Genomic DNA, 24,693 nt, shown 5'->3' with positions numbered 1-24,693 from the left:
GGGTAGTCAAAGAGGGGTGTTGAAGCTGGAAAAAAGCGGCTCGTCCGAGAGTTTGGTAGTCAAAGAAGGGTGTTGAAGCCGGAAAAAGCGGCTCGTCCGAAAGTTTGGTAGTCAAAGAGAGGGGTGTTGAACCTGGAAAAAGAGAAGGAAAAGAGAGTCAAAACAACGTCTGGAAATTGAATGAGTAAATGCATAAGAAAAAGGTGGTAGAAACACGCCACACGATATCAATAAAACAAAAAAAGATTGTACCGAATCGATACAACCTCAAAATGCAGCCCCCGAAGCGCCAAATACACGCTTCAGGGAGCAAGCCTTTATTTATTACTCTACAACTAAATCTTCAATTGAGTCAATATCCATATAGGTTGGAACAACTAAACCTAGTGCTGTTCCGTGAAGGTTTGAGCCTAAATCTTCAAACTCTCCGTCATACTGAGCGTAGTAATCAGCATGTGTTGTCGGTAACCAAGCACCAACTGCTGCATCACCGCTACCTGAAGCTACACCAGCCCACATTGGACCTGCATCTACTTGAGTTAGTGTCACATCGTAACCAACCGTTTCAAGAGCGTGACCGACTACATTTGTACTTGCAATGACGTCATCCCAAGCAACATAAAGCAATGTTACTTCATCGCCATCAACAGAGTCTACCCCTTCAGTCCAAGTTGCAACAAGATCTTCGTTTTCAGATACAAATTGCTCAGCTGCGTCAGCTGGGTCAGCACCTTCGTTGATTAGAGCCATTACATATTCAATGTGTTCAGGCTCCCAGTTGAATTGGTCTAATAATTGATAAGCATTTGGATGCTCGTCTTCTAAGCCTAAGCGAGCAATTGTGTGAACATCTTCAGCTCCGCCATATAGGTTTTGTGGATCTTCTAAGTACTTCAGATCAAAGTCAGAGAATTTCCAGTGTGGGCTCCAGCCTGTTACGATGATTGGCTCTTCATTTTCATAAGCACTTGCTAGTGAAGCAGCCATTGCAGCACCAGAACTTTCCGTAACAGTCCAGTCATCTTCAAGGCCATACTCAGGTAAGACATCATTGATTGTGATGTTCATTAAACCAGCACCAGGGTCAATCCCTACGATTGTGTAATCGACTTGTTCACCAACGTGAGTAGTCGTTTCTTCTGTACCTTCAGCTCCTTCTGTTGGAGCTTCCTCTGTTGCGTCATCTCCTCCACAGGCAGCTAGACCTAGGGCTAGGATTGATGCAGTTGATAAACCTAATAGTTTCTTTAACATTACTGTGTTCCCCCTTGTTTTTTGTTTCCTATATTTTGAGTGATTCGATCTAAAATAATCGCAATGATTACTATAGCCAAACCAGCTTCAAAACCAACTCCAGTTTTAATTTGTGTAACGGCACGATACACTTCCGTACCAAGACCAGGCGCACCAACCATGGCTGCAATTACGACCATAGAAAGAGCTAACATGATGCTTTGGTTAATTCCTGCCATAATCGTTGGCATGGCAATAGGCAATTGAACTTTTAATAAGCGTTGTTTTGTTGTGGAACCAAACGCATTGGTCGCCTCAATTAAATCAGATGGTACTTGTTGGATCCCTAAAATCGTTAACCTGATTGTTGGAGGCATTGCAAAAATAACCGATGCAAAGACTCCAGGAACGACTCCGATATTAAAGAAAAAGATAGCTGGGATTAAATAGACAAATGCAGGCATCGTTTGCATAAGGTCTAAAATAGGTGTGACAATTTGCCTAACGATAGCTTTTTGAGATGCCCAAATCCCGATCGGAATCCCAATGACAATCGTTACAAAGACGGCAGTTAGGACAAGGGCAACGGTTTGTATCATATGGTCCCAGTATCCTAAATTCCAAATGAGCAAAAGCCCAACGACGGTAAAGACAGCCATTCTCCATCTACTTGTCTTCCAAGCTATAGCACCTACTAATAAGATTAGTAGAATTGGAGGGAGTAAAAGCATAACCCATTCAATTCCGTCCACGACGCCACCTAAAACAATACTGATAAATTGAAACAGGCCACTCAAATTACTTGTAAGCCATGATACAAATGCATCTATGATGTCGGCTATCGGCAATCTAGGGATAAAATCTTCCATGTTACTTCACCTCCCTAGGTTGTTCTTCGCTAGTTAAGCTATTAATATATTCTTCGTCTCCGGCGAGAGCCCCAATAACAGCCCCTTTGACAAGGACTCCTTTAAGCCGGTTTTTCTCATCTGTTACGGCAACAGGTACCGTAGCGTGGGAGACACTTTCGAATAAGTCAGTTAGGAATGTGTCAGGTTGAACTGTAGTGACATCACGCGTCATAACATCGGCTAGCGTTTGGTTGGTGTCAACCGCTTGCTTAGCCTCACTAGCTGAAATGGCTCCAAGCAATGTTTTTTGTTTGTCAACGACATAAATTGATGAAATGCCTAATTCTTTCATTAACTTTAATGCGACTCGAGGTCCTTTATCAACTTGAACAGCTTCAGCTCGTTTCATCACATGATGAGCTGTGAGTACCTTCGATAAATCAACATCTTCAACAAATTTCTCAACATATTGATTTGATGGATTCATTAAAATTTCCTCAGGAGTACCAATCTGAACAATGTTCCCGTCCTTCATTAATGCAATTCGGTCGCCAATTCGAAGCGCCTCATCTAAGTCATGTGTAATAAAAACGATTGTTTTCTCAACGGATGATTGTAGATCCAATAGTTCATCTTGCATGTCTTTTCGAATAAGAGGGTCAAGAGCACTAAAGGCTTCATCCATTAATAGAACATCAGGATTGTTGGCTAAGGCCCGTGCCAATCCGACACGCTGCTGCATTCCACCACTTAGTTGACTAGGGTATTGGTTTTCGTAGCCTTTTAATCCTACTAGTTCAAGGGATTCAAGTGCTTTTTGGTTTCGTTCCTCTTTTGGGACACCTTGGATTTCTAATCCGTATTCGGTGTTTTCAAGAACCGTATAATGAGGAAACAAAGCAAACTTTTGAAACACCATACTGATTTTCTTTCTTCTCACTTCGCGCAGTTGTTCGTTAGACATTTTGACAACATCTTCACCATCAATCTCAACCTTTCCACTTGTCGGATCAATTAAGCGATTTAATAAGCGGACAAGTGTTGATTTTCCGCTTCCGGAAAGCCCCATAATGACAAAGATTTCACCAGAATGAACATCGAAGCTTGCTTGATTCACTCCGACGGTACAACCCGTATCAGAAAGAATTTCAGTCTTTGTTTTTCCACTCTCTAGTTGTTTAAGAGCCTGTTTAACATTTTTACCAAAAATTTTTGTAACTTGATCAACTTTAATTTTGACCGTTTTATCGTTCATTTTCCCACCTCTTTTATAACCACCCCCTTATTATATAAATGATTGGTATCGTAATACAAAGCGCATATAGGACAAAAATCCCATGGTTTAGTTTGTACAGTTAAAACTGAACAAACTAAATTATCTTTATTCTTAGAATTGCTCTAAATTACTCTACATTCCTGCTATTTAGCAATTTCAACTTTTGAAATTCATGTGGTAGTCTATATAAAAAAGAATTCCAGGGGAAGTGATGGAATGAATGAGATGGAAAAGTTAGAGCGAGCTAGGTCACGCTTTATTGATTCAATGGCTCAAAACATGAACCTTTACGGAATTACGCCATCCGTAGGCAGGTTGTATGGGTTGCTTTATTTTAGTGAAGAGCCAATGACATTAGATTGTATGAAAGATGAATTAGGAATGAGTAAGACAAGTATGAGTACATCAGTCAGGCAGCTTCAAGAATTGAAAATGGTTGAAAAAGTTTGGAAAAAGGGAATTCGCAAAGATTTATATCAATCCATTGATGATTGGTATGAGACTTTCTCTGATTTATTCTCCGTTAAATGGCGGTCGGGTGTTTCTGTGAATATCAACTCCCTGCAAAAGTCGTTAGAGGAATTAGAAGAATTGCTTGAGGATGAGGCAACATCTGATGAAGTGAAAAACGAAGCCATGGTGGACAAAGAAAAGCTCCTTCATGCACTAGAATACTATGATTGGCTAAACCGACTGATTGATAGCATTGAGTCAAAAGAAATATTTAATTATATTCCGGTTAAGCAAGATCCTAAGTAGAGGTAGAATGAACCAGAGCGTAGATTTATTTAAGAAGGAGTGTCTAGAAAGGTCAAGAAACAGGCCTTTAGAGACACTCCTTTTTCTTCATGTATTTTCCTTTGGTAAACTAAAAGAAACCAATGATAGAGGTGAGCAGATTGAACCTTCAGCCATTACATATCGATTTTTATCAGAATCCTACACTTGATTTAGCTCAAGCTTTGCTTGGAAAGCTTCTTGTAAAGGAAACAGAGGAGGGAGTAGCTTCTGGGTGGATTGTTGAAACAGAAGCGTACATGGGGCCTTTTGACAGAGCGGCACATAGCTTTGGAAATCGGCGAACAAAAAGAACAGAAGTTATGTTTGGACCACCAGGGCATTTCTATACGTACGTTATGCATACACACTGTTTAGTTAATGTTGTAAGTGGAGAAGTAGGGCATCCTGAAGCGGTTCTGATTCGAGCTGTTGAGCCGTATCAAGGGATTGATTTAATGTATTCGCGACGAGGACAAGAGAAAAAGGAAAAGCAACTAACGAATGGCCCTGGAAAATTAACGAAAGCACTAGGTATAACGAAACTAGATTATGGTCTTCCTTGTGATAAGAAGCCTTTGTATATTGCTGAAGGAAACGATGTTCAGTCCATTGAAAGAGGTCCTAGAATTGGCATCGATAATAGTGGTGAAGCAAAGGACTACCCATGGCGTTATTGGATATCTGGCAATCGCTTCGTCTCAAGATAACTAAAAGGTATTCTTTGGAATTAAAGGAGGACTAAAGAAATAGAGATCGAATATGTTAACTATTCAAAGGCTGAATATGGAATGGTCATGGAAAAGGAGGTTTGATCATGTCTGAAATAAAAGTCTTAATTGTCGATGATCAAACATTGATGAGAGAAGGAATTAAGACCATTATTAACTTAGAAGAAGATATGAATGTGGTTGCGACTGCAGCGAATGGGCTTGAAGCGATTCAAAAAGCAATTACGCATCAACCTGATATCGTTTTACTGGATATTCAAATGCCAGTAGTAGGAGGAGTAGATAGTTTAATTGAAATGAAAAAGAAGCTACACAATGTGAAGGTTCTTATGCTCACGACTTTTTCTGATGATCGCTATATATTGGACGCCCTTGCAAATGGTGCGGATGGCTTTCTCTTAAAAGATATGAACTATGACCAGTTAATTACGTCTATTCGTGAAGTTGTATTACATGACATGATGATGATCCCGCTTTCTATTGGGAAGCGATTAGCTAATCTGCTTTCAGAATATAACTCGCTTATCGAAACAAAGCGTGTAGTAGACCAATTGAAAAAAGAAGGAGTCCGCTTTTCAGAGAGGGAATGGGAAATTGCTAATTTGCTTGCAAAAGGCTTAAGTAATAAAAATATAGCTGCGAAGCTCTATATTAGTGAAGGTACGGTTAAAAATTATATTAGTGAAATTTATAGTAAATTAGGGGTGAAAGATCGTTCGAAAGCAATTATCTATTTGAGAAAATTGCAAGAAGAGCAATAAATTCATTATAAAGAACAAAATGTGTTTACCACATCAAAATTAAAGAGTATAATGTTCTTATTAGAGAACGTTATACTCTTTAATTTGTTTAGGGGGAGTAAGATGAAGAACCTTACAAGTTATGAACAACCATTGTTAGGAAGAATCTCAATTCATCAAGTTGCAGGAAAGACGGTCAATTCAAAACTCTCAATGATTGTCATCTTGGAAGTTACGATGAAGTCATTGCTGTTTGTAAGTCAATTAAAGTTCCCCTTGTCTGAATCAGTCATCTATCAGGTGGATACAACGATAGCGGATAATAAGGTCGAACTATTTGGCCTCATTACTAAATCTGTCAGTAACACCAACAGCAACTGTCACCATTATCAGTTTGATTATATTTCAAAAGCTGTTCCCTTTACACCAGGCGTTATGTCGAAACTTACAATTAGAAAGGGGGAGAATAGAAGTTAGATTAAAAAAACAGACAAGGAGATCTAGAAATGAATGGGAGAAACATTAGGTTGTTGCGTGAGGAAAGAGGTATGACATTAAATCAATTAGCGACTCTATCTGGGGTGTCAAAATCATACATTAGTTATATTGAACGTGGTATGCAAAAAAATCCAAGTATTGCTATTTTAGAGAGAATTTCATTAGCACTTGGAATTGAATTTATGGAATTAATTGAACAAATAAATGATTGTTCTAAAGATTAATAAGTAGAAGGTGACTCTATTAAAATGAGCTTCAAAGTAAACCAATGAGCTCTATCATCAATAAAGTCACCTACATGTATTATTTTTGATTGTTTTTCCATTTATTAAACTCTAAATACTCTTTGAACTGCTCTTTGCTAATGCCAGAGTCCATAGCTTCTCTAACCAACTCAATCCAGGCGTCATCTAACTGAATATCTTCATTCTTAAGTTCTGCGTTTAATAGGTGCTCGACTGTGACCCCCAGAACAGAAGAGATCTTTTCTAGAAACTGTATGGAAGGATTTGATTGAATGTTTCTTTCAATTGAACTTAGGTAGGATTTTGCTACTCCTGCTTTTTCAGCTAATTCAGATAAAGAGTAGCCCTTTTCAAGCCGATACTTTTTCACGCGTTCGCCGATCATACATATCTTTCCTCTCTGCCAACGTAATAGTATGATTATACCAGTGCAGAGGTTGTTCTGTAAATAGAACTACTCTTCCACTGAAGGAACGGCCTGTGACCTTAGAAAATTCCGTATTTCGTCCATCGTTAACCCCATTTTTTTCGCTTCTGCTACTAATCTTACCCATTCTTGATCAAGAACTATATTACTTAACTTCATCCACTCTAACTCCTTCCAAATTGTAAGCCAGGTTAATTGCACGATGTAGTGTTCGATCAGTAGAACAATGAATTTACTTTATCTTACATGGAAAGCAGAAGAAAAATTAGTTACCAACGTCATAAAGTAGGTCATAATATCGACTGTATTTAGTGAAAATCACTAAATATAGTAAAAAATCAAAAGTAATAGGTATTTTTTAATCTATCCAACAATCCATTCCAATCGAGTGTGGCAAGAGGTGATAAAATTCGTCAAAAACAATCATGTATCTTCATCATGTTGCCACTATATTTATAGTGCCAAAGTAATGGTTAATTTCAAAAAGTCAGGAAAAAGTCATGTTTTTATCTGTGTAAACCTACGTAGATGCCTTATTTAGTTGGGAATGTGCTTGGATATAGTCCTTAATTTCTTCATAGGTATAACCGAGTTCTAGAGCCTCTTTTATCAACGTCACCCATTCATGATCAAGTTTATCTGAATGATTATTCAACGATTTCATCTCCTTTGGATAAGAACGGAAAACGAATGTATAAAGAACAATATGTTTTTTGTTCTCAATAAAGAACTAAAGCTTAAGAAGAGTATAATCCCATTTGCTCATGAAATAAAGGGGTATTTGTATATTTTTCACTTATTTTTTAAAAGGGTGTTCTCAATAAAGGTGCTATTGAGCTATAAAAGTATCAAAAAAGCCCGCTTTGAATGGTCTTCAAAGCGAGCTCTAGGGTCAAATGTATGAGCCGTCATTTATAAGCTTTTTGTAGTAGGCTCATCTTTCATTAACTTAGCATCAAAAATAAATGGACCAAATGGAATGACAGAAGCAATAGCTGCGAGCAGTCCTTTTGTAAATGACCACTTTTCAGTAAACATCACAACTGCAAGAACGATGAAGTAAAGCATGAATAATATCCCGTGAATCCAGCCAGTAATCGTTACCATCATTGGCATATCAAACATATACTTTAACGGCATAGCAATGCCTAGTAGAAGGAGGAAAGAGAGGCCTTCTATATAACTTACAGAACGAAAGATTTTAAGCATTGAACTCATAGTTATCATCTCCAATGACTGTAGACTTTTTTCAATGTTATTTCTAGCTTGTATTATAGCAAATTATTGATAAAGTTGCTTTTTCCAATCGTGACGATTTAAACACACATTTACAAAAAGAATGAATAGGCTATAAGGCAAAAGCGGATGAGGAGGTTTTAGCATGTATCCAGTTTATCCTTATTATGATTCAGAGACGAAGTGTAAGGATCAACCTGTTGCCTTTCCGGCTCAAAAACAAGATAGGCAGCCCGGTTTAGAGTATCCAATGATTCCAAATCCAATTGCGGAAAATCCCCATTACATTGGATCAGGCAAATTAAAAGGCAAAGTAGCGATTATTACAGGAGGCGATAGCGGGATTGGGAGAGCCACGGCTATTTCCTTTGCAAAAGAAGGGGCAAATGTCGTTATTGCTTATTTAAATGAACATACAGACGCAAAAGCGACGAAACAGCGTATTGAAGAGATTGGGCAAGATTGCCTGACGATTGCGATTGATTTACGCGAGGAGGCTTCATCAGCAGAGGTCGTAAAACAAACAATGGATCGTTTTGGCAGGCTTGATATCCTCGTCAATAATCACGCCGTCCAATATGTCAAAGAATCGATTCTTGATATAACGAGTGAGCAATTAGACAATACGTTTAAAACAAATATTTACTCGTTCTTTTTTATGACAAAGGCTGCACTCCCATATTTACAATCAGGAGATACGATCATTAACAACGCATCCGTTACGGCCTTCAAAGGGCATGAAAAGCTTATTGATTACTCAGCTACTCAAGGAGCTGTTGTCACGTTTACAAGATCACTAGCTTTATCATTAGTTGAACAAGGCATTAGAGTGAATGCTGTCGCCCCAGGCCCAATTTGGACACCGCTTATACCAGCAACTTTCCCAAAAGAAGACATAAAATACTTCGGCACAGACACACCAATGAAAAGAGCCGGCCAACCATTCGAATTAGCCCCAACCTTCGTCTACCTAGCATCAGACGACTCCAGCTACGTAACAGGCCAAACCCTACACGTAAACGGAGGAGACATTATATGAGGAACAAAGGCACAAAGGCGCCCTTCCTTTGTGCCTTTGTTCCGAAGCGATGAGCGGAGCCGCCGTAAAGGTTTTAAGCCATTTGAGTGTACTTCTCAAAAGGCGCACGGCGAGAGGAGCCATCGCCCCCATGTTCGCACAAGTAAAGCAAGAGGATCTATCAAAGATTGAACTTAAAAACAAAGGCGCCCTTCCTTTGTGCCTTTGTTCCTGTAACTGATTTTGACTACGTTACGTTTTCATGTAAGATCAAATTAAGTAAAATAGATGGAAAGATAACTATTTCGTGCTTCTATAAGGTAAAGCTGGGAGGAGGGTGTTTTGTATTGGCTGATAAGGATGAAGTTGTTCCAATCATGAATATAGTGAAATCATTTGAGGAAATGTATGGGGTCGTTTTTTTAATGGAAGCAAAAGGTGCCCAATTTATTTATCGCTACATCAGCTCGGAGGCGAAGGAGATAGCTTCATTGGATGACCGTTTTATTGGCGAACCAATCTGTGTCGTGTACCCCAACTATATTTCGGCTCATCTCAGTGCTTTATACAGCGAAGCGAAGGAATCAAGAAAACCCGTCGTTGTAGGGGATAAGCTCAATATGGAATTGATTGATGAAGTAGCAAGATTAGTAATCATGCCGGTAATTCAAGCCAATGATGAGTTGAAATACTTTATTAGTTACACAGATCGATCGAGTTCTCCAACTGGAGCAGATGTTGACCTAATCACAGGCTTGCCGAGCTATCATTTATTTGTTAGTAAATTAAAGGACAAGCTTCAAACCGTTAGCAATACACCAATTGCCTTATGTTATTTTAAGCTTAGGCAGGAGAAAAATAAGGAAGCAGGAATGCAAAAGGTGGATCAGGCCATTCTGATTACAGAGCTTGCTAAAAGGATTTTGAATACGCTCCCTGAAGTGGAATCTGAGTTAGCTCGTGTTGTTGGCGATGAATTTATTTGTTTTTTTTCGGCCCAACATGATGCCATTGCCTGGGTTAAGGAGCTTCAACAAATCATTTCAATCCCATTTCCTGTTGGTGAATTCGAGGTTGTAATGGAGACAGCTGTAGGAATAAGTTTTCAAAAGTTCGAACCAAACTCTGAGTTAACGGTAGTAAATGAGGCTTATCATGCCATGTTGCAAGCAAAGCTAGGCGATGGAAATACACTAAAAGTATTTCATATCAACCATCAAAACGAAGAAATGAGACCAGAGCTATATTTAGTACAAGAGTTAAAAGAAGCCATTGTAAACAATGAGCTTGTTGTCTTTTTTCAACCAATCGTTTCTGTCAAAACAGGAGAGGTCCATTATGAAGCCTTATTGCGTTGGTTTAGCTCAAGGCTGGGTCTAGTACCAACAGATTCATTTATAGCCGCAGCTGAAGAGAGTGGTGTGATTTTAGAAATCGATTTTTGGGTAATGGGAAAGGTTTGTGAGCATCTAGCTGCTCATCACGAAGAGCTACATCATGTATCAATTAATCTTTCTATCCAAACACTTGAATCACCAGATTTAGAAACGAGGCTTCTTTCTTCTTGTTCAAAGTATGGGATTGACCCTGGCATGCTTGAAATTGAATTAACGGAGCATACCCTTTTAGAAGATGAAACGTCGCTAATAAAAAAATTAAGGTGTTTGCGTGAGTCTGGATTTAAAGTAGCAATTGATGACTTTGGTATGAGGTACGCATCTTTTAACTATTTACGAGTTCTTCCTGTCGATAAAATAAAAATTGATAAAGCCTTTGTGCAAAATTTAAAAAGGAATTCGAAAGAGGATCATATTATTACGTCGATTCTAGCCTTAGCCAAGAAGATAGGTGTAAACGTTACAGCAGAAGGCGTGGAGACAGTGGAACAGGCTGAAATACTAGTAGCCGCTTCTTGTGATGAGTTACAAGGGTACCTTTTTGGCAAACCGGCTCCATATGAGCATGTTCAGACCGCCTTTGAACAAGCAAAAAAGCAGTGGAGTAGGCTATTATAAAGCGGTCTTTTTTTCCTTCGTTATAAGGGACGCAATTATTACATCAGGTTAACTCGTGCTATAATGAGCTCAATATATATGATGAAATACGAAGAGATTGGATGATATGAGTGACGGAATTAACGATTGAAATCAACAAGCGTAGTTCGAATAAAATGAAACAAGGTTTTCCTCTAATTGAGCAAGCTGCTTTAACAAAGAGTATTCAGAACGCGGAAGAAGGATCGATTCTACGAGTTGTCGATGAATTTGGCTCCTTCATTGGAAAAGGATATTACGGTAAGCAGAACAAAGGAGTAGGGTGGATATTAACGAAAGATCCGTCAGAGCAAATAGATCAACGTTTTTTTGAAAACCGAATTCAAACAGCGCTCAAAAGCCGCAAGCGATTATTTGAGGATTCAACAACGACCGCTTTTCGATTATTTAATGGCGAAGGGGATGGCATCGGCGGTTTAACCGTTGATTATTTTGATGGCTATTATGTATGTACGTGGTATAGTGAAGGCATTTATCATTTTCGCCATGACATCTACGAGGCCCTAAACCGTGTCGTCACCTTTAAAGCAATCTATGAGAAAAAACGTTTTGCAAATCAAGGACAGTATGTAGAAGACGATGATTTTGTCATGGGAGAACGTGGTGAATTTCCTTTGATCGTAAAGGAAAATGGCATGAACTTTGCTGTTTATTTAAATGATGGACCAATGGTCGGTGTGTTTCTTGACCAGCGAGATGTTCGTAGACGAATCAGGGATGAGTATGCGATGGGAAAGGATGTACTAAATACCTTTTCCTACACAGGTGCCTTTTCGGTTGCTGCTGCACTTGGAGGTGCGGTGAAGACAACAAGTGTTGACCTTGCGAAGCGAAGTCTTCCTAAAACGATTGAACAGTTTAGTGTCAATGAGATTGATTACGAAGCTCAAGATATGATTGTTATGGATGTCTTTAACTATTTTAAGTTTGCTAAGAAAAAAGGCAAATCGTTTGACTTGGTTATCTTAGATCCACCTAGTTTTGCTAGATCTAAAAAACATACGTTTAGTGCGGCGAAAGACTACACAGGCTTGTTGCAAGAAGCCATCGCGATTACAGAAAAAAATGGAGTCATCATTGCTTCGACAAATTGTAGTACATTTTCAATGGAGAAGTTTCATACGTTTATTGAAGAGGCATTTAAAAAAGAAAAAACAAAGTATCAAATTTTAGAAGAATATACATTGCCAGAGGATTTCAGGACGACGAAATCATTCCGTGAAGGAAATTATTTAAAAGTCGTCTTTATAAAAAAGAAATAAACCAAAAGTTTTCTAGGGTTCCGCGTAGTCGTACGGTCTGGTCCGAGAGAAAGCGCATAGTTACTATGTACACGGAGGGAGAAAAGCCCGGGAGGTTACTATCATTTGATAGGGACGTTTCGGGCTTTTTTCATTGTGAAATAAGGAGCGAGCGCTCGTTTAGATAAGGAGAGTTAGAAAATGAATAAAAACATAGCATGGATATTGCTAATTATAGCTGCTGTCTTTGAGGTAGGTTGGGTCGTCGGGTTGAAATATGCTACAAGCTATGCAACTTGGGGGCTGACAGTTGTCGCGATTATTGTCAGCTTTTCCTTGTTGATTTGGACTGGGAGGGTGCTTCCGGTCGGAACGGCTTATGCTGTTTTTGTTGGATTGGGTACGGTTGGAACCGTTTTGGTTGACCACGTCATTTTTGCTGAGCCCTTTCGTTTGGCGGTCCTTTTCTTTATAGGTGTATTGATTATTGGTGTCGTTGGTTTGAAGGTGAGTACAACGGAGAAGGTAGAAAGAAAGGAGGGGGAGTAACATGGAGTGGTTCTTTTTGGTGATTGCTGGAGGGTTTGAAATGCTTGGTGTAGCGATGATTACACTTTTTAATCGAAATAGAGGAGTCTTGCAACTCTTCCTTCTTATGGGTGCGTTTGGCCTTAGCTTTTTGTTTCTATCATTAGCAATGGCTGTATTGCCTATGGCTATTTCTTATGCCGTTTGGACAGGAATAGGAGCGGCTGGTGGTGTGTTGATCGGAATGTTTTTTTATAATGAACCAAAGGATTGGAGGAGACTTTTCTTTTTAAGTATGATTATTTTCGCTTCAGTTGGGTTGAAGCTAGTCACGTAGTTAACAGAAATGTTTCACGTGAAACGTTTGCATATGGTGAACGTGAGTAAGAAAACCAATTGGGTAGTAAGGGGATGGCGGCACCATATCTTTTTCAAATGTTGAATGCTATCATGAAAGTATCAGAGTGGAAAGGATGTTTCGATGCAAAAGTCAGTTGTCTTAGCAGAAAAGCCTTCTGTTGCCCGTGATATTGCACGAGTGTTGAATTGTGGGCGTAAAGGAAATGGTTTTTTAGAAGGAGAAAAATATATAGTAACATGGGCGTTAGGGCATTTGGTTACATTAGCTGAGCCGGAGAGTTATGGAGAAAAGTATAAAACGTGGAATTTAGATGAATTGCCGATGCTGCCAAATCGGTTAAAGTTAGTTGTGATGAAGCAGACGAGCAAACAATTTCATGCTGTGAAAGCACAACTACAGCGTAAGGATGTAGGAGACATTATCATTGCAACGGATGCCGGGCGGGAAGGTGAGCTTGTAGCAAGGTGGATACTCGAAAAAGCTCATGTCAATAAGCCGCTGAAGAGATTATGGATTTCTTCGGTGACAGATCGTGCGATTAAAGAAGGCTTCGCGAAGCTTAAAAGCGCGAAACAATACGAAGGGCTGTATCATTCTGCGGTAGCTCGCTCAGAAGCAGACTGGTATGTTGGGATGAATGGGACAAGAGCGCTAACAACGAAATTTCATGCACAGCTTTCTTGTGGACGCGTCCAAACTCCGACTTTAGCAATGATCGCGAAAAGAGAAAAAGACATTCAAACATTTAAGCCGGTACCTTATAAGCAATTATCAATTAAAGCAGACAATGGGATGGTGTTTCAGTGGGTTGACCCTAAGACAAATGAACGTCGACTGTTTGATGAGCATCAAGCAGAAGTGATTTCTACGTCGCTTCATGGGCAATTATTGAACATAACGGATGTCCAAAAGGCGACTAAAAAGGTTCCGGCTCCTCAGTTATATGACTTAACAGAACTGCAGCGTGAGGCCAATAAGCGGTTCGGGTATTCAGCTAAAGAGACGCTTTCTACTATTCAACGCTTATATGAACAGCATAAGGTGATTACATATCCGAGAACAGATTCTAATTATTTATCATCAGATATGGTGGATACATTAGCCGATCGGATAAAAGCCTGTGATATCCAGCCGTTTAGAAAATTGGTTTCACAGTTAAAGGGTGTTCAAATTGATAAACATTTAGCTTGTGTTAATGATCAACACGTATCTGATCACCATGCAATCATTCCGACAGAGCAATCTCCGGGACCCAATGCATTAAGTGAAAAAGAAACCAAATTATATCGTTTAATTGTACGACGTTTTTTAGCGGTCTTTTTCCCGGCAAATGAGTTTGAGCAAACGACGGTTACTGCAGGTGCTGCGAAGGAACAGTTTATAGCAAAAGGAAAGGTAATGAAAAGCTTAGGATGGAAAGCTGTTTATGCAGAAGACGCGTCTTACCAAGATGAAGCTGAGCGTGAAAGTAATCTTCCAAAGCTGAGTGTAGGCGAGAAGTTGTCTGTACAAGATATTCACGTGACTGATGGGCAAACGAAGCCGCCAGAAAGACTAACAGAAGGAACGTTGCTCTCTGCAATGGAAAAGCCAAGTGCTTACTTAGAGAGTCATAACAAAGAGTTAGCGAAGACGTTAGGGAAAACAGGTGGAATTGGGACGGTTGCCACAAGAGCAGACATTATTGAAAAGCTTTTGAATACACATTTAGTAGAAAAAAGAGATAAGTATTTACATGTTACTGGAAAAGGGAAGCAGTTATTAGAGTTGGTTCCTGCCGAATTGAAATCGCCAGCGTTAACAGCGGAGTGGGAACAGAAGCTAGAACAAATTGCCAAAGGGCAGTTAGAGAAGTCTGTATTTGTGGAAGATATGAAACAGTACGCGTCCGATATCGTTCGGCAGGTGAAGCAGAGTGAGAAGCAGTTTAAGCATGATAATGTAACAGGAAGTCCTTGTCCAGAGTGCGGAAAGCTTTTGCTTGAAGTGAAATCAAAGCATGGAAAGCGACGTGTTTGTCAGGATCCAAGCTGTGGTTATAAGAAGAATGTCTCTAAAATCACCAATGCCCGTTGTCCAAAGTGTAAAAAGAAATTGGAGCTTTGGGGAGAAGGAGAAGGACAAACCTTTGCTTGTGTTTGTGGACATCGAGAAAAGCTATCGACGTTCCAAGAGCGCAGAAAGAACAATCAACATAAAAAAGTGTCTAAGCGAGAAGTGAACAATTATATGAAAAAGCAGAACAAAGAAGAGGAATTCACAAATAACGCATTAGCGGATGCTTTAGCTAAGCTGAAGCTAGATAAATAGATGATGTTTTTTTAGAGATTTAAGGAGGCGGGAAAATGAAAGCATTACTTCTTCACCATGTTAGTTTACCAGTAGCAAACTTAGAAAGATCAAAAGCATTTTATGGAGAGGTTCTCCGGTTGCAAGAAATAACAAGGCCAGATTTTGATTTTGAAGGTGCGTGGTATCAAATAGGGGAGGGGCAGCTTCATCTGATTGTTGATGAGTCGATGCCGATGAAAGCAGAACAACACATCGATTCTAGGCAGCTTCATTTTGCCTTGCGAGTAGAGGACTATCATGAAACGGCAGATTGGTTAAAGAAACATGGCATTCAACTAGTTGAAAAGCCAGACAGCAAGAGTGGATTTGCACAAATTTTCTGCTGTGATCCCGATGGCCATATTATCGAACTACATGTCGAACAACCATTATAGGAAAATGGTAAGAGCTAGGTGGGAATCGTGTCCACCTAGCTCTTTTGCGGTTTTTGTTAAAGGAGGGGTCTGATCCTCTATAGATGGAACCTTTTATTCGATTTTTTTGAGAGGTTTTTTGGCTGGGCCTTCAATGACTTCCCCATCATAGGAGTAACGTGAGCCGTGGCATGGGCAGTCCCAAGTGCGCTCACCTTGATTCCAATGAACTTCACAACCCATATGAGTACAGGTTGTATCAACGACATGTAAGTGCCCATCTTTGTCACGGTACGCTCCTGCTCGTTTGCCATTTACCGTGACGACGGCCGATTCATCTGGTTTCACATCATCTGGATGAAGCTCGCTCTTATCGAATTTTCCTTGAAGGAGCTGCTTCGCTACATCGGCATTATGTGTAATAAATTTTTTCACGCTCGGGTCAGCGATGAAGCGAGAAGGACGATAAAGTGTTTCATATCTACTTTCACGGTTTAGAATTAAATCGCTAAGTAACAGTCCAGCCATTGTCCCGTTAGTCATTCCCCATTTTCGGTATCCTGTTGCCACATAAATATGGCGATGTGTTCGATTGATTCTACCTATATAGGGAAGCTTGTCGAGTGTAACCATATCCTGAGCAGACCACTTGTATTGAATATCGAATTGAGAAAAGAGCTCCATTCCAAATTGCTCAAGTGCGTCATAATGATATTGAGTATTAATTCCTTGTCCAGTTTTATGCTCCTCGCCACCAATGATGGCAAGCTTCTCCCCGTCTTTCATTGTATAACGTAAGGAGCGGGAAGGAGAATCAACATTTAAGTACATTCCATCTGGGCATTCGTCTTTGTTCACCTTTGCCGCTAACACATAGGAACGTTCAACATACATTCGTGAAAAATATAGACCTCCACCATCATAAAATGGGAAATGAGAGGCAACGACGACGTGGTTGGCCGTTACTTTTTTACCGCTTCTTGTCATAATGACAGGTTTAGGCTGGTGCTTAATATCAACAGCTACGGTATTTTCGTAAATCTTGCCGCCATTTTCCTTCACTTTATTGATTAAATGCAAAAGGTATTTAAGCGGGTGAAATTGAGCTTGATTCTTCATAACAAGAGCCGATTTGACTGGCAGATTTAAAGGAATGGAATCCACGAGTCCGCCCTCAATTCCTAGCGCTTTATAAGCATCGTTCTCTTTTTCTAGCTTTTTGACACCTCTATTTGTCGTTGTGTATAAATAGGCGTCTTCTGATGAGAAATCACAGTCAATTTGTTCTTCTTTAACCAGGTTTCGAATAAACTGGAGGGCGTCAGTTGTTGCTTCATAATAAAGTTTTGCTTTGTCTTTTCCTAAGTGGGAGATAAATTCATCATAAATAGCACCGTGCTGTGCAGTCACTTTTGCCGTTGTATGGCCTGTTGTTCCATTTACTAACTCATTTGCTTCAAGTAATGCGACTTTCACTCCTTCTCTTGAAAGAAGATAGGCAGTCGTGATGCCTGAGATTCCTCCCCCGACAATGGCGACATCAACTGCGGTATCTTCTTCTAGAGAAGGGAAAGAAGGTAACTCAATAGAGTCGCGCCAATAAGGTTCTGGTTGCTCTGGCATGGATGAATCGACTAAAGTGTAATCATCTGACATGTATGTATCCCTCCGGTAATTGGAATTGTTTTTCATACTATAACCAAAAAAGGGGTTTTCATGTATTGCATTAAAAGGGGGCTTTATAAGTGGAACAAAGAACAGCGCTTGTCGTTGGGGCAACAGGGCTCATTGGTCAATTCCTTGTGAAAAAGTTGGAGCAACAACCTGAATATAAAAAGATCTATCTATTTGTGCGAAGAGACATGGAGGTAGTGAGTGAAAAGACTGAAGTTAGAGTGGTTTCGTTTGACTTGCTTGAAGAAAAGGATTTTCCACAGGTGGATGATGTCTATTGTTGTTTAGGAACAACGATCAAAAAAGCGAAAACGAAAGAGGCATTTAAACAAGTTGATTATGAATATCCTTTGAAGATTGCCAGAGCAGCACTGAAAAAAGGGGCGAAGCAATTTTTAGTAGTCTCAGCAATCGGAGCGAATGAAACATCTCGCTTTTTTTATAGCCGAGTGAAAGGAGAGGTGGAAAAAGCAGTCATGAACCTTGCTTACGCGCATATACATATTTTTCGTCCCTCTTTATTACTGGGTAAGCGACAGGAAGTGCGGATCGGTGAGAAGATCGGTGAATGGGGGGCGAAATTAGCAAAGCCATGGTTAAGAGGCCCTTTCGCAAAATATCGTGCCATCTCAGGTGAACAAGTCGCTCAAGTGATGGTCGCACGTGCTTTAACAAAAACAGACCAGCCTGTATTGATATATGAGTCAAACGAAATGAACTCGGCATTAAAATAAAACATTAGAGGTGACATATGGAGAGAACTTGGTGGAAAGAAGCGGTAGCCTATCAAATCTATCCTAGGAGCTTTATGGACTCGAATGGAGATGGAGTTGGGGACTTGCGGGGTGTCATTCAAAAATTAGATTACATCCGTGATCTAGGAATTGATGTGATCTGGATTTGCCCTATGTACAAGTCGCCTAATGACGATAATGGGTATGATATTAGTGATTACCAAGACATTATGGATGAGTTTGGTACAATGAAGGACTTTGATGACCTTTTAGAAGAAATTCACCTCCGCGGGATGAAGCTTATTATTGACTTAGTCATTAACCATACGTCAGATGAACATCCGTGGTTTATAGAGTCTAGGTCTTCCAAAGAAAGTCCAAAGCGTGATTGGTACATTTGGCGCGATCCTAAGCCAGACGGGAGTGAGCCGAACAATTGGGAATCGATTTTTAGCGGACCGGCATGGGAACTTGACTCACATACAGGTCAATACTATATGCATCTGTTCTCAACGAAACAACCAGACTTAAACTGGGAGAACGAAGAGGTTCGTCACGCTCTTTATAAAATGATGAATTGGTGGATGGACAAAGGGATCGATGGCTTTCGGGTAGATGCCATTTCACATATAAAGAAACTAGCTGGGTTGCCTGATTTGCCCAACCCTGAAGGATTAGATGTGGTTCCATCCTTTGAAGGACATATGAATCGAGAGGGGATTCATGATTTTCTTCAAGAGATGAAACAGAACACGTTTGAAAAGTATGATGTTATGACCGTTGGTGAGGCAAATGGCGTCAGTGTTGAGCATTCTGATTTATGGGTCAGTGAAGAACAGGGTGCATTCAACATGGTCTTTCAATTTGAGCACCTTAGTCTGTGGGGAAAGGAAACGGGGGGCGAGCTTGATCTCCCTGGATTAAAGCACACGTTATCAAAATGGCAAAAGGGGTTAGAGGGCCGCGGTTGGAATGCGTTATTTTTAGAAAATCATGATCAACCAAGAAGTGTATCAACATGGGGAAATGATGATGAGTATTGGAAGGAAAGCGCCAAAGCGTTAGCAACGATGTTTTTCTTTATGCAAGGAACTCCTTTTATTTATCAAGGTCAAGAAATCGGCATGACAAACGTCCAATTTCCAACGATTGAAGAATACGATGATGTGAGTATGAGAAATTATTATAACATTCAAGCGGAGTTAGGAATGCCACATGAAGAAATTATGAATGTGGTTTGGGAACAGGGGCGTGATAACTCCCGCACGCCGATGCAGTGGAATCACAAAAAACACGCCGGATTTTCAACAGCAGATAGGACATGGTTAGGCGTGAACCCTAATTATAAAAAAATCAATGTCGCTAAGCAGGTTAAAGATAGACGGTCCATTTTATCTTATTACAAATCGATGATCCATTTAAGAAAGAACCATGAGGCGCTAATTTACGGCACGTATGATCTCGTTTTAGAAGATCATGATCAGATTTATGGATATACACGCACACTCAAGGGCGAGACGTTTCTAATCCTTGTGAATATGTTTGCGCGTAAGACTACATTTGACCTTCCATTATTAAATAAAGCAGAAAAGGATAAGCTTTTATTAGTAACTGTAGGGAAAGGAAAATCAAAAACAAAACTTCAACCATATGAAGCAAGAGTGTACCGATTAAAATAGGGGGTCAAATTCCCCTTGGAAATTACATATTGTATTGTTTGACTGGGCATGTTAGTATTAAAGGATGTTTAAAATTAAGTAACATGGTGAATTCACCAACAAAGGAGATTATATATTTGGCAACTTTTTATGATTTTGACTTGGATCACAAAGTGGTTCGAGCAGTAACAGAAATGGGATTTGATGAAGCAACACCGATTCAAACAGAAACCATTCCAACCGCATTAGAAGGAAAAGACATTATTGGGCAAGCGCAAACGGGCACAGGGAAAACAGGTGCTTTCGGTATTCCGCTAATTAACCGAATTAATGTTGAAGAAGCACATGTTCAAGCACTTATCCTTGCCCCTACACGAGAGCTTGCGAATCAAGTCGCAGAGTCCCTCGTTAAATTTGGTAAGCATAAAGGCGTTCGTACGGTTGTCGTGTATGGTGGCCAGGACATGCGTAAACAAATCACTGATTTGAAACGCAAGCCACACGTAGTAGTAGCAACACCTGGTCGCTTAATGGACCATATGAGAAGAAAGACGATTCGTTTAAACGAAGTCAATATGGTTGTATTAGACGAAGCCGATGAAATGCTTAATATGGGCTTTGTTGAAGACATTGAGACGATCTTAAAAGAAGTACCGACAGAGCGTCAAACGCTTTTATTCTCGGCAACAATGCCAAAGAGAATTGAGAAGCTTGCACAGCAATTTATGTCCAACCCACAATTAATTGCCGTTAAAGCAAAAGAAGTCACGATGGAAAACATTGAACAACAGTATGTTGAAGTTCATGAAAAAGAGAAGTTCGATGCATTAAGCCGCTTCATGGACATTCAATCACCTGAGCTTGCGATTGTTTTCGGTCGTACAAAAAGACGTGTTGATGAGCTATCTGAAGCACTGATCAAACGTGGGTATCGCGCAGAAGGAATTCATGGCGATTTGAACCAAGCAAAGCGTGACAGCGTTCTTCGTAAATTTAAAGGTGGTTTAATCGACGTATTAGTGGCAACAGATGTTGCTGCTCGTGGATTAGATATTAGTGGAGTTACTCACGTTTATAACTTTGACCTTCCACAAGATCCTGAAAGCTATGTTCACAGAATTGGACGTACAGGACGTGCTGGAAAGTCTGGTTTAGCTGTAACATTTGCTACACCTCGTGAAATGGATCATGTTCGTACCATTGAACAAATCACGAAGAAAAAGATGAACAAGGTTCAAAAACCGACGTTCGAACAAGCAATAAAAGGTCAGCAGGAACTAGCCGTTGAACAACTACGTTCATTAATCGCTAGTGGCGATGCGGATAGCTATCGCAAAGCGGCGAAGGATTTATTGCAAGAATCAGATGCAACATCAGCTCTTGCAGCGGCATTGAAGCTTCTAACAAAAGAGCCGGATACGACTCCAGTTCGTTTGACAGGAGAAGCTCCTTTACGTGTGAAAAAGCGTCGTGATGGTGGCGGAAGCGGTGGTGGAAAGCCATATCGTGGACGTCGTGATCGTGATGATCGTCGTAGAGGTCAATATCGTGGTAAAGATGACCGTGGCTCTCGCCGTCAAGGTGGACGCAGCGGACAACGCAAGACTAAAAACGCATAATCTATTCATGAAGCTGACTCCATTATAAAGAGTCAGCTTTTTTGGATGTTAATGAAATGTAAAGCTTATAAGGAATTTATTAAGTCTCTTTTGAAGCAATTGTCGACCTTATGATCTCTTGTTATAGTAAAAGAGGCTTACATAGCGATGATGTTTCATCGTACCCCCTTAGCTTTTTTGTTTTTAGGCTAGATGTTTTTTCTAGCCTCTTTTTTGGTATAATCAGGTAAAAAAATCAAAGAAATCACAATAGACAGAAAAATAACTAAGAAAAAAGTATTAAGAAAATTCTCATTTAAGAAAGCCTTTCCATTGCTTTAGTATAGCAACATCCGCCATTTTCAAAGAGTTTTATACTTTCATATTCTATGTAAGATTATCTGACATAGTGATTGCGAAAAAGTACATAACATCTTAAAGTAAAACATAACAAATTGATGTCACATATCATTACATGAAAAGGAAGTGTTTAAAAATGGCAACATCTACACCGACAAGAGAAAGCTTGGTTGCGACTATTAAGGAAACAATTGAGAAAAAGAATGTAGAACTTCTTCACGTGCAATTTGTAGACATTGAGGGTGCTCTTAAGCATGTTACAGTTACTGCTGAACAAATAGATCAAGTTATTGATGGTAAGGTAATGTTTGATGGTTCATCGATTACGGGTTTCACACCAATTAATGAATCTGACCTTTACCTTGACCCTGATTTAACAACATTTGCTGTATTACCATGGACGGAACAAGAAGGTTACTCAGAAGCTCGTTTTTTATGTAGCGTAAAAAAGCCTGATGGTTCTGATTTCGATGGTGACCCACGTAACGTTTTGAAGAAAACAGTTAAGCGTGCAAAAGATCAAGGTTATTCAATCAGTGTTGGACCAGAACTAGAATTCTTCTTATTCAAAACGGACGAAAATGGCCAACCAACACTAAATACACAAGATGTAGGTGGTTATTTTGAGCCATCTCCAAAAGATCTAGGTGAAAAGGTACGTCTTGAAATCTATAAAGCTTTGAAAATGATGGGCTTTACCATCGAAGCATCTCACCACGAGGTAGCAATCGGTCAACATGAGATTAACTTCAAATATGCTGATGCATTAGGTTCTGCGGATGCTGCAACAACGTACAAATGGGTTGTTAAAACAGTTGCTCAACAATTTGGCTATCATGCGACATTTATGCCAAAACCACTTGCTGGTGAGAATGGAAGTGGAATGCACGTAAATATCTCTCTATTTGATGAAGAGAAGCAAGAAAATGCTTTCTATGATGCATCCAATGAACTAGGATTATCTGAAAAAGCCTACCAATTCATTGCAGGTCTAATGGATAACGTAAAGGATTTCGTTGCCGTTACAAATCCACTAGTAAACTCTTATAAGCGTTTAGTACCTGGATATGAAGCACCTTGCTATATTGCATGGTCTGCATCAAACCGTTCTGCATTAATTCGTATCCCAGCAACTCGTGGTGCGGGAACTCGTGTAGAAATTCGTTGTCCAGATCCATCTGCGAACCCTTACTTTGCATTTGCTATTATTGCAGCTGCTGGTTTGGATGGAGTCGATCGTGACTTAACGGTTACTCCAGCTACAAATGCAGATATCTTTGAGATGAGCAAAGAAGAGCTAGAGGCTCGTGGTATCGAGAATCTTCCTACAAGTTTAGAAGCGGCAGTTGAGCGTTTTGCAACAGGTGAAATCGGTCGTCAAACATTTGGAGAGCACGCATTTAATGAGTATGTAGCTTTAAAACGTGCTGAGTGTGATGAGTACCGTTTAGCTGTTACAGACTGGGAAGTTGCAGCTTACCAATCTAAATTTTAATTGACTAGCAAAGAAGGCAGCCTGAGGTGACTCAGCTGTCTTTTTCTCGTTTTTGTTCATTTTATTATCTTTACATAAAGAAATGTTAAAAAATGGTCATGTGTCAGTTGTGAGTTGGGCATACTTTTGGAGGAGATAATTAATTGCCAGTAAGGAGGGCATACCTTGAAGGTGCCAACAAAGCCATGGACATTACTGTATAAAATTTATCGTTACGTATTGCCTGATGCTCAGTCCTATTTAGAGGAATGGAAGGAGAAGGCGATAAAAATCCCAAATGACGAACTGCGGGCACAGGCGCTTGCTAGCATACAAGATAAAGCGTTTCATTGTGAAGGAGGAGCTGTCTATGGATTGTTAGCGAAAGAACATCGTTCAAAAATCATTCGTTTCATTGTAGCATACCAAACGATAAGTGATTATTTAGATAACCTATGTGACAGGAGTACCTCTTTAGACGAAAATGATTTTAGAGCGCTTCATCAATCGATGTTTCATGCGCTGAGTCCTGGGGCTGAACTGGAAAATTACTATCGGTTTCGCGATGATCAAGACGATGGTGGTTACTTAGCGTCGCTTGTGATGGCTTGTCAGGAAGTTCTTATAGAGCTACCGGGGTACACACATGCAAAACATCTGATGCGGCAATTAGCTGAATACTACTGTGACTTGCAAGTTTTTAAACATGTGGAATGTCATAAGCGTGTTGAATTATTAGAAGAGTGGTTTAAAAAACATAAAGAGAACCTACCTCCGATGTCATGGTATGAATTTTCTGCCTGTGCTGGGTCGACATTAGGTATTTTTTGCTTTGCTGCTTATGCGGCCAATGGAGAGCTGTCAAAGAAGCAAGCAGACGAAATCATGAACGGATATTTCCCTTGGGTACAAGGGCTTCATATCTTACTTGATTACTTTATCGACCAAGAAGAAGACCTTGAGGCCAATGACTTAAATTTCATTTTCTACTATGATTCAAAAGAACAAATGGTTGAAAGGATCCGCCATATACGAGAGGAGGCGGAAGAAAGCATCCGTGGTCTTCCTGACTGGAAATTTCATCGTCTTATTAATAAAGGTTTAATTGCTATCTATTTAGCGGATGAAAAAGTGCAGGCGCATAAAGAGATCAAAAAGACAGCAAAACAATTTATTCGCTTCGGCGGCTTACCAACTGTATTCTTTTATCTGAACAGTTGGATGTATCGCAGGGCGTAAGTGTAAGAGAAGGCACTGAAAAAGTCGTTTTTTAC

General features: G+C 39.9%; 25 protein-coding genes and 1 riboswitch. Of the genes, 17 read left to right on the top strand and 8 right to left on the bottom strand.

Features of this window, described 5'->3' with window-relative positions:
• Positions 1 to 324: 324 nt before the first annotated feature.
• From LQ50_RS21650 to proV, 3 genes are read right to left on the bottom strand one after another with little or no spacing between them, the layout of a single operon-like run.
• Positions 325 to 1,254 carry a glycine betaine ABC transporter substrate-binding protein gene (locus LQ50_RS21650; protein ID WP_034633486.1) on the bottom strand — a complete coding sequence of 310 codons (930 nt, stop codon included), beginning with the start codon at positions 1,252 to 1,254 and terminating at the stop codon, positions 325 to 327.
• Positions 1,254 to 2,102: an ABC transporter permease gene (locus LQ50_RS21645; RefSeq protein ID WP_034633484.1), complete on the bottom strand. Its 849-nt coding sequence runs from the start codon at positions 2,100 to 2,102 to the stop codon at positions 1,254 to 1,256. Before LQ50_RS21645 ends, LQ50_RS21650 begins: the two co-directional genes overlap by 1 nt.
• A 1-nt stretch (position 2,103) precedes the next feature.
• A complete protein-coding gene (gene proV / locus LQ50_RS21640; protein WP_034633483.1) occupies positions 2,104 to 3,339 on the bottom strand; it encodes a glycine betaine/L-proline ABC transporter ATP-binding protein ProV in 1,236 nt (411 codons plus the stop codon).
• A 237-nt stretch (positions 3,340 to 3,576) separates the two neighbouring features.
• On the opposite strand from proV, the gene LQ50_RS21635 reads away from it, so the two are divergent.
• The 5 genes from LQ50_RS21635 (at position 3,577) to LQ50_RS21615 (ending at position 6,330) form a co-directional block, all read left to right on the top strand.
• Entirely contained in the window at positions 3,577 to 4,119 is a 543-nt protein-coding gene (locus LQ50_RS21635) for a GbsR/MarR family transcriptional regulator (protein ID WP_034633480.1), read from the top strand.
• 122 nt (positions 4,120 to 4,241) lie between these two features.
• Entirely contained in the window at positions 4,242 to 4,847 is a 606-nt protein-coding gene (locus LQ50_RS21630) for a DNA-3-methyladenine glycosylase (protein ID WP_152608278.1), read from the top strand.
• Between the two features lie 107 nt (positions 4,848 to 4,954).
• Entirely contained in the window at positions 4,955 to 5,629 is a 675-nt protein-coding gene (locus LQ50_RS21625; protein WP_034633478.1) for a response regulator transcription factor, read from the top strand.
• A 102-nt stretch (positions 5,630 to 5,731) separates the two neighbouring features.
• Entirely contained in the window at positions 5,732 to 6,085 is a 354-nt protein-coding gene (locus LQ50_RS21620) for a hypothetical protein (RefSeq protein WP_034633475.1), read from the top strand.
• 29 nt (positions 6,086 to 6,114) lie between these two features.
• Positions 6,115 to 6,330 (top strand): helix-turn-helix domain-containing protein, encoded by a 216-nt coding sequence (locus LQ50_RS21615; protein ID WP_052144909.1) that lies wholly within the window; start codon positions 6,115 to 6,117, stop codon positions 6,328 to 6,330.
• Between the two features lie 79 nt (positions 6,331 to 6,409).
• Here the strand turns inward: LQ50_RS21615 and LQ50_RS21610 are convergent, their stop codons facing one another.
• From LQ50_RS21610 to LQ50_RS21605, 4 genes are all read right to left on the bottom strand, one after another.
• Positions 6,410 to 6,736, bottom strand: coding sequence for a helix-turn-helix domain-containing protein (locus tag LQ50_RS21610; protein ID WP_034633472.1), 327 nt, complete (start codon positions 6,734 to 6,736; stop codon positions 6,410 to 6,412).
• 69 nt (positions 6,737 to 6,805) lie between these two features.
• A complete protein-coding gene (locus tag LQ50_RS25080) occupies positions 6,806 to 6,937 on the bottom strand; it encodes an anti-repressor SinI family protein (protein WP_084138989.1) in 132 nt (43 codons plus the stop codon).
• A gap of 361 nt (positions 6,938 to 7,298) precedes the next feature.
• Entirely contained in the window at positions 7,299 to 7,433 is a 135-nt protein-coding gene (locus LQ50_RS25265) for an anti-repressor SinI family protein (protein WP_161784714.1), read from the bottom strand.
• Between the two features lie 257 nt (positions 7,434 to 7,690).
• The gene (locus tag LQ50_RS21605) at positions 7,691 to 7,996 is read right to left on the bottom strand and encodes a DUF3817 domain-containing protein (protein ID WP_034633471.1); all 306 of its coding nucleotides are present in this window, start codon (positions 7,994 to 7,996) and stop codon (positions 7,691 to 7,693) included.
• 163 nt (positions 7,997 to 8,159) lie between these two features.
• Here LQ50_RS21605 and LQ50_RS21600 point away from each other — a divergent pair, with 163 nt between their 5' ends.
• The 7 genes from LQ50_RS21600 to LQ50_RS21570 all read left to right on the top strand — a co-directional run bounded on the left by LQ50_RS21600 (position 8,160) and on the right by LQ50_RS21570 (position 15,942).
• Positions 8,160 to 9,053 carry an SDR family oxidoreductase gene (locus tag LQ50_RS21600; RefSeq protein ID WP_034633469.1) on the top strand — a complete coding sequence of 298 codons (894 nt, stop codon included), beginning with the start codon at positions 8,160 to 8,162 and terminating at the stop codon, positions 9,051 to 9,053.
• Between the two features lie 326 nt (positions 9,054 to 9,379).
• Entirely contained in the window at positions 9,380 to 11,047 is a 1,668-nt protein-coding gene (locus LQ50_RS21595; RefSeq protein ID WP_034633467.1) for a putative bifunctional diguanylate cyclase/phosphodiesterase, read from the top strand.
• Positions 11,048 to 11,157: 110 nt separating this feature from the next.
• The gene (locus LQ50_RS21590; protein WP_034633465.1) at positions 11,158 to 12,348 is read left to right on the top strand and encodes a class I SAM-dependent rRNA methyltransferase; all 1,191 of its coding nucleotides are present in this window, start codon (positions 11,158 to 11,160) and stop codon (positions 12,346 to 12,348) included.
• 1 nt (position 12,349) lies between these two features.
• Positions 12,350 to 12,444, top strand: a riboswitch (guanidine-I (ykkC/yxkD leader).
• Between the two features lie 84 nt (positions 12,445 to 12,528).
• On the top strand, positions 12,529 to 12,876 hold the full coding sequence (locus LQ50_RS21585) for a DMT family transporter (RefSeq protein WP_034633463.1): 348 nt from the start codon (positions 12,529 to 12,531) through the stop codon (positions 12,874 to 12,876).
• Between the two features lies 1 nt (position 12,877).
• Positions 12,878 to 13,192: a DMT family transporter gene (locus LQ50_RS21580; RefSeq protein ID WP_034633461.1), complete on the top strand. Its 315-nt coding sequence runs from the start codon at positions 12,878 to 12,880 to the stop codon at positions 13,190 to 13,192.
• A gap of 144 nt (positions 13,193 to 13,336) precedes the next feature.
• On the top strand, positions 13,337 to 15,526 hold the full coding sequence (locus tag LQ50_RS21575; RefSeq protein ID WP_034633460.1) for a DNA topoisomerase III: 2,190 nt from the start codon (positions 13,337 to 13,339) through the stop codon (positions 15,524 to 15,526).
• A gap of 35 nt (positions 15,527 to 15,561) precedes the next feature.
• Positions 15,562 to 15,942 carry a VOC family protein gene (locus LQ50_RS21570; protein ID WP_034633457.1) on the top strand — a complete coding sequence of 127 codons (381 nt, stop codon included), beginning with the start codon at positions 15,562 to 15,564 and terminating at the stop codon, positions 15,940 to 15,942.
• Between the two features lie 93 nt (positions 15,943 to 16,035).
• Here the strand turns inward: LQ50_RS21570 and LQ50_RS21565 are convergent, their stop codons facing one another.
• Positions 16,036 to 17,577, bottom strand: a complete 1,542-nt coding sequence (locus LQ50_RS21565) for an FAD-dependent oxidoreductase (protein ID WP_034633455.1) — start codon at positions 17,575 to 17,577, stop codon at positions 16,036 to 16,038.
• An 89-nt stretch (positions 17,578 to 17,666) separates the two neighbouring features.
• Between LQ50_RS21565 and LQ50_RS21560 the strand changes: the two genes are divergently transcribed.
• From LQ50_RS21560 to LQ50_RS21540, 5 genes are all read left to right on the top strand, one after another.
• Positions 17,667 to 18,329: an oxidoreductase gene (locus LQ50_RS21560; RefSeq protein ID WP_034633453.1), complete on the top strand. Its 663-nt coding sequence runs from the start codon at positions 17,667 to 17,669 to the stop codon at positions 18,327 to 18,329.
• 17 nt (positions 18,330 to 18,346) lie between these two features.
• Positions 18,347 to 20,008 carry a glycoside hydrolase family 13 protein gene (locus LQ50_RS21555; protein WP_034633451.1) on the top strand — a complete coding sequence of 554 codons (1,662 nt, stop codon included), beginning with the start codon at positions 18,347 to 18,349 and terminating at the stop codon, positions 20,006 to 20,008.
• Positions 20,009 to 20,124: 116 nt separating this feature from the next.
• The gene (cshA, locus tag LQ50_RS21550; protein ID WP_034633450.1) at positions 20,125 to 21,606 is read left to right on the top strand and encodes a degradosome RNA helicase CshA; all 1,482 of its coding nucleotides are present in this window, start codon (positions 20,125 to 20,127) and stop codon (positions 21,604 to 21,606) included.
• Positions 21,607 to 22,081: 475 nt separating this feature from the next.
• Entirely contained in the window at positions 22,082 to 23,440 is a 1,359-nt protein-coding gene (glnA, locus tag LQ50_RS21545) for a type I glutamate--ammonia ligase (protein ID WP_034633449.1), read from the top strand.
• A 165-nt stretch (positions 23,441 to 23,605) separates the two neighbouring features.
• Entirely contained in the window at positions 23,606 to 24,658 is a 1,053-nt protein-coding gene (locus LQ50_RS21540; RefSeq protein ID WP_034633447.1) for a tetraprenyl-beta-curcumene synthase family protein, read from the top strand.
• Positions 24,659 to 24,693: the final 35 nt, after the last annotated feature.

The organism is Halalkalibacter okhensis (assembly GCF_000787375.1).
In the GTDB taxonomy this organism is placed as follows: Bacteria; Bacillota; Bacilli; order Bacillales; family Bacillaceae_D; genus Halalkalibacter; species Halalkalibacter okhensis.
The sequence above is the reverse complement of the archived record's forward strand: the minus strand, read 5'-3'. Positions and strand labels throughout refer to the sequence as shown.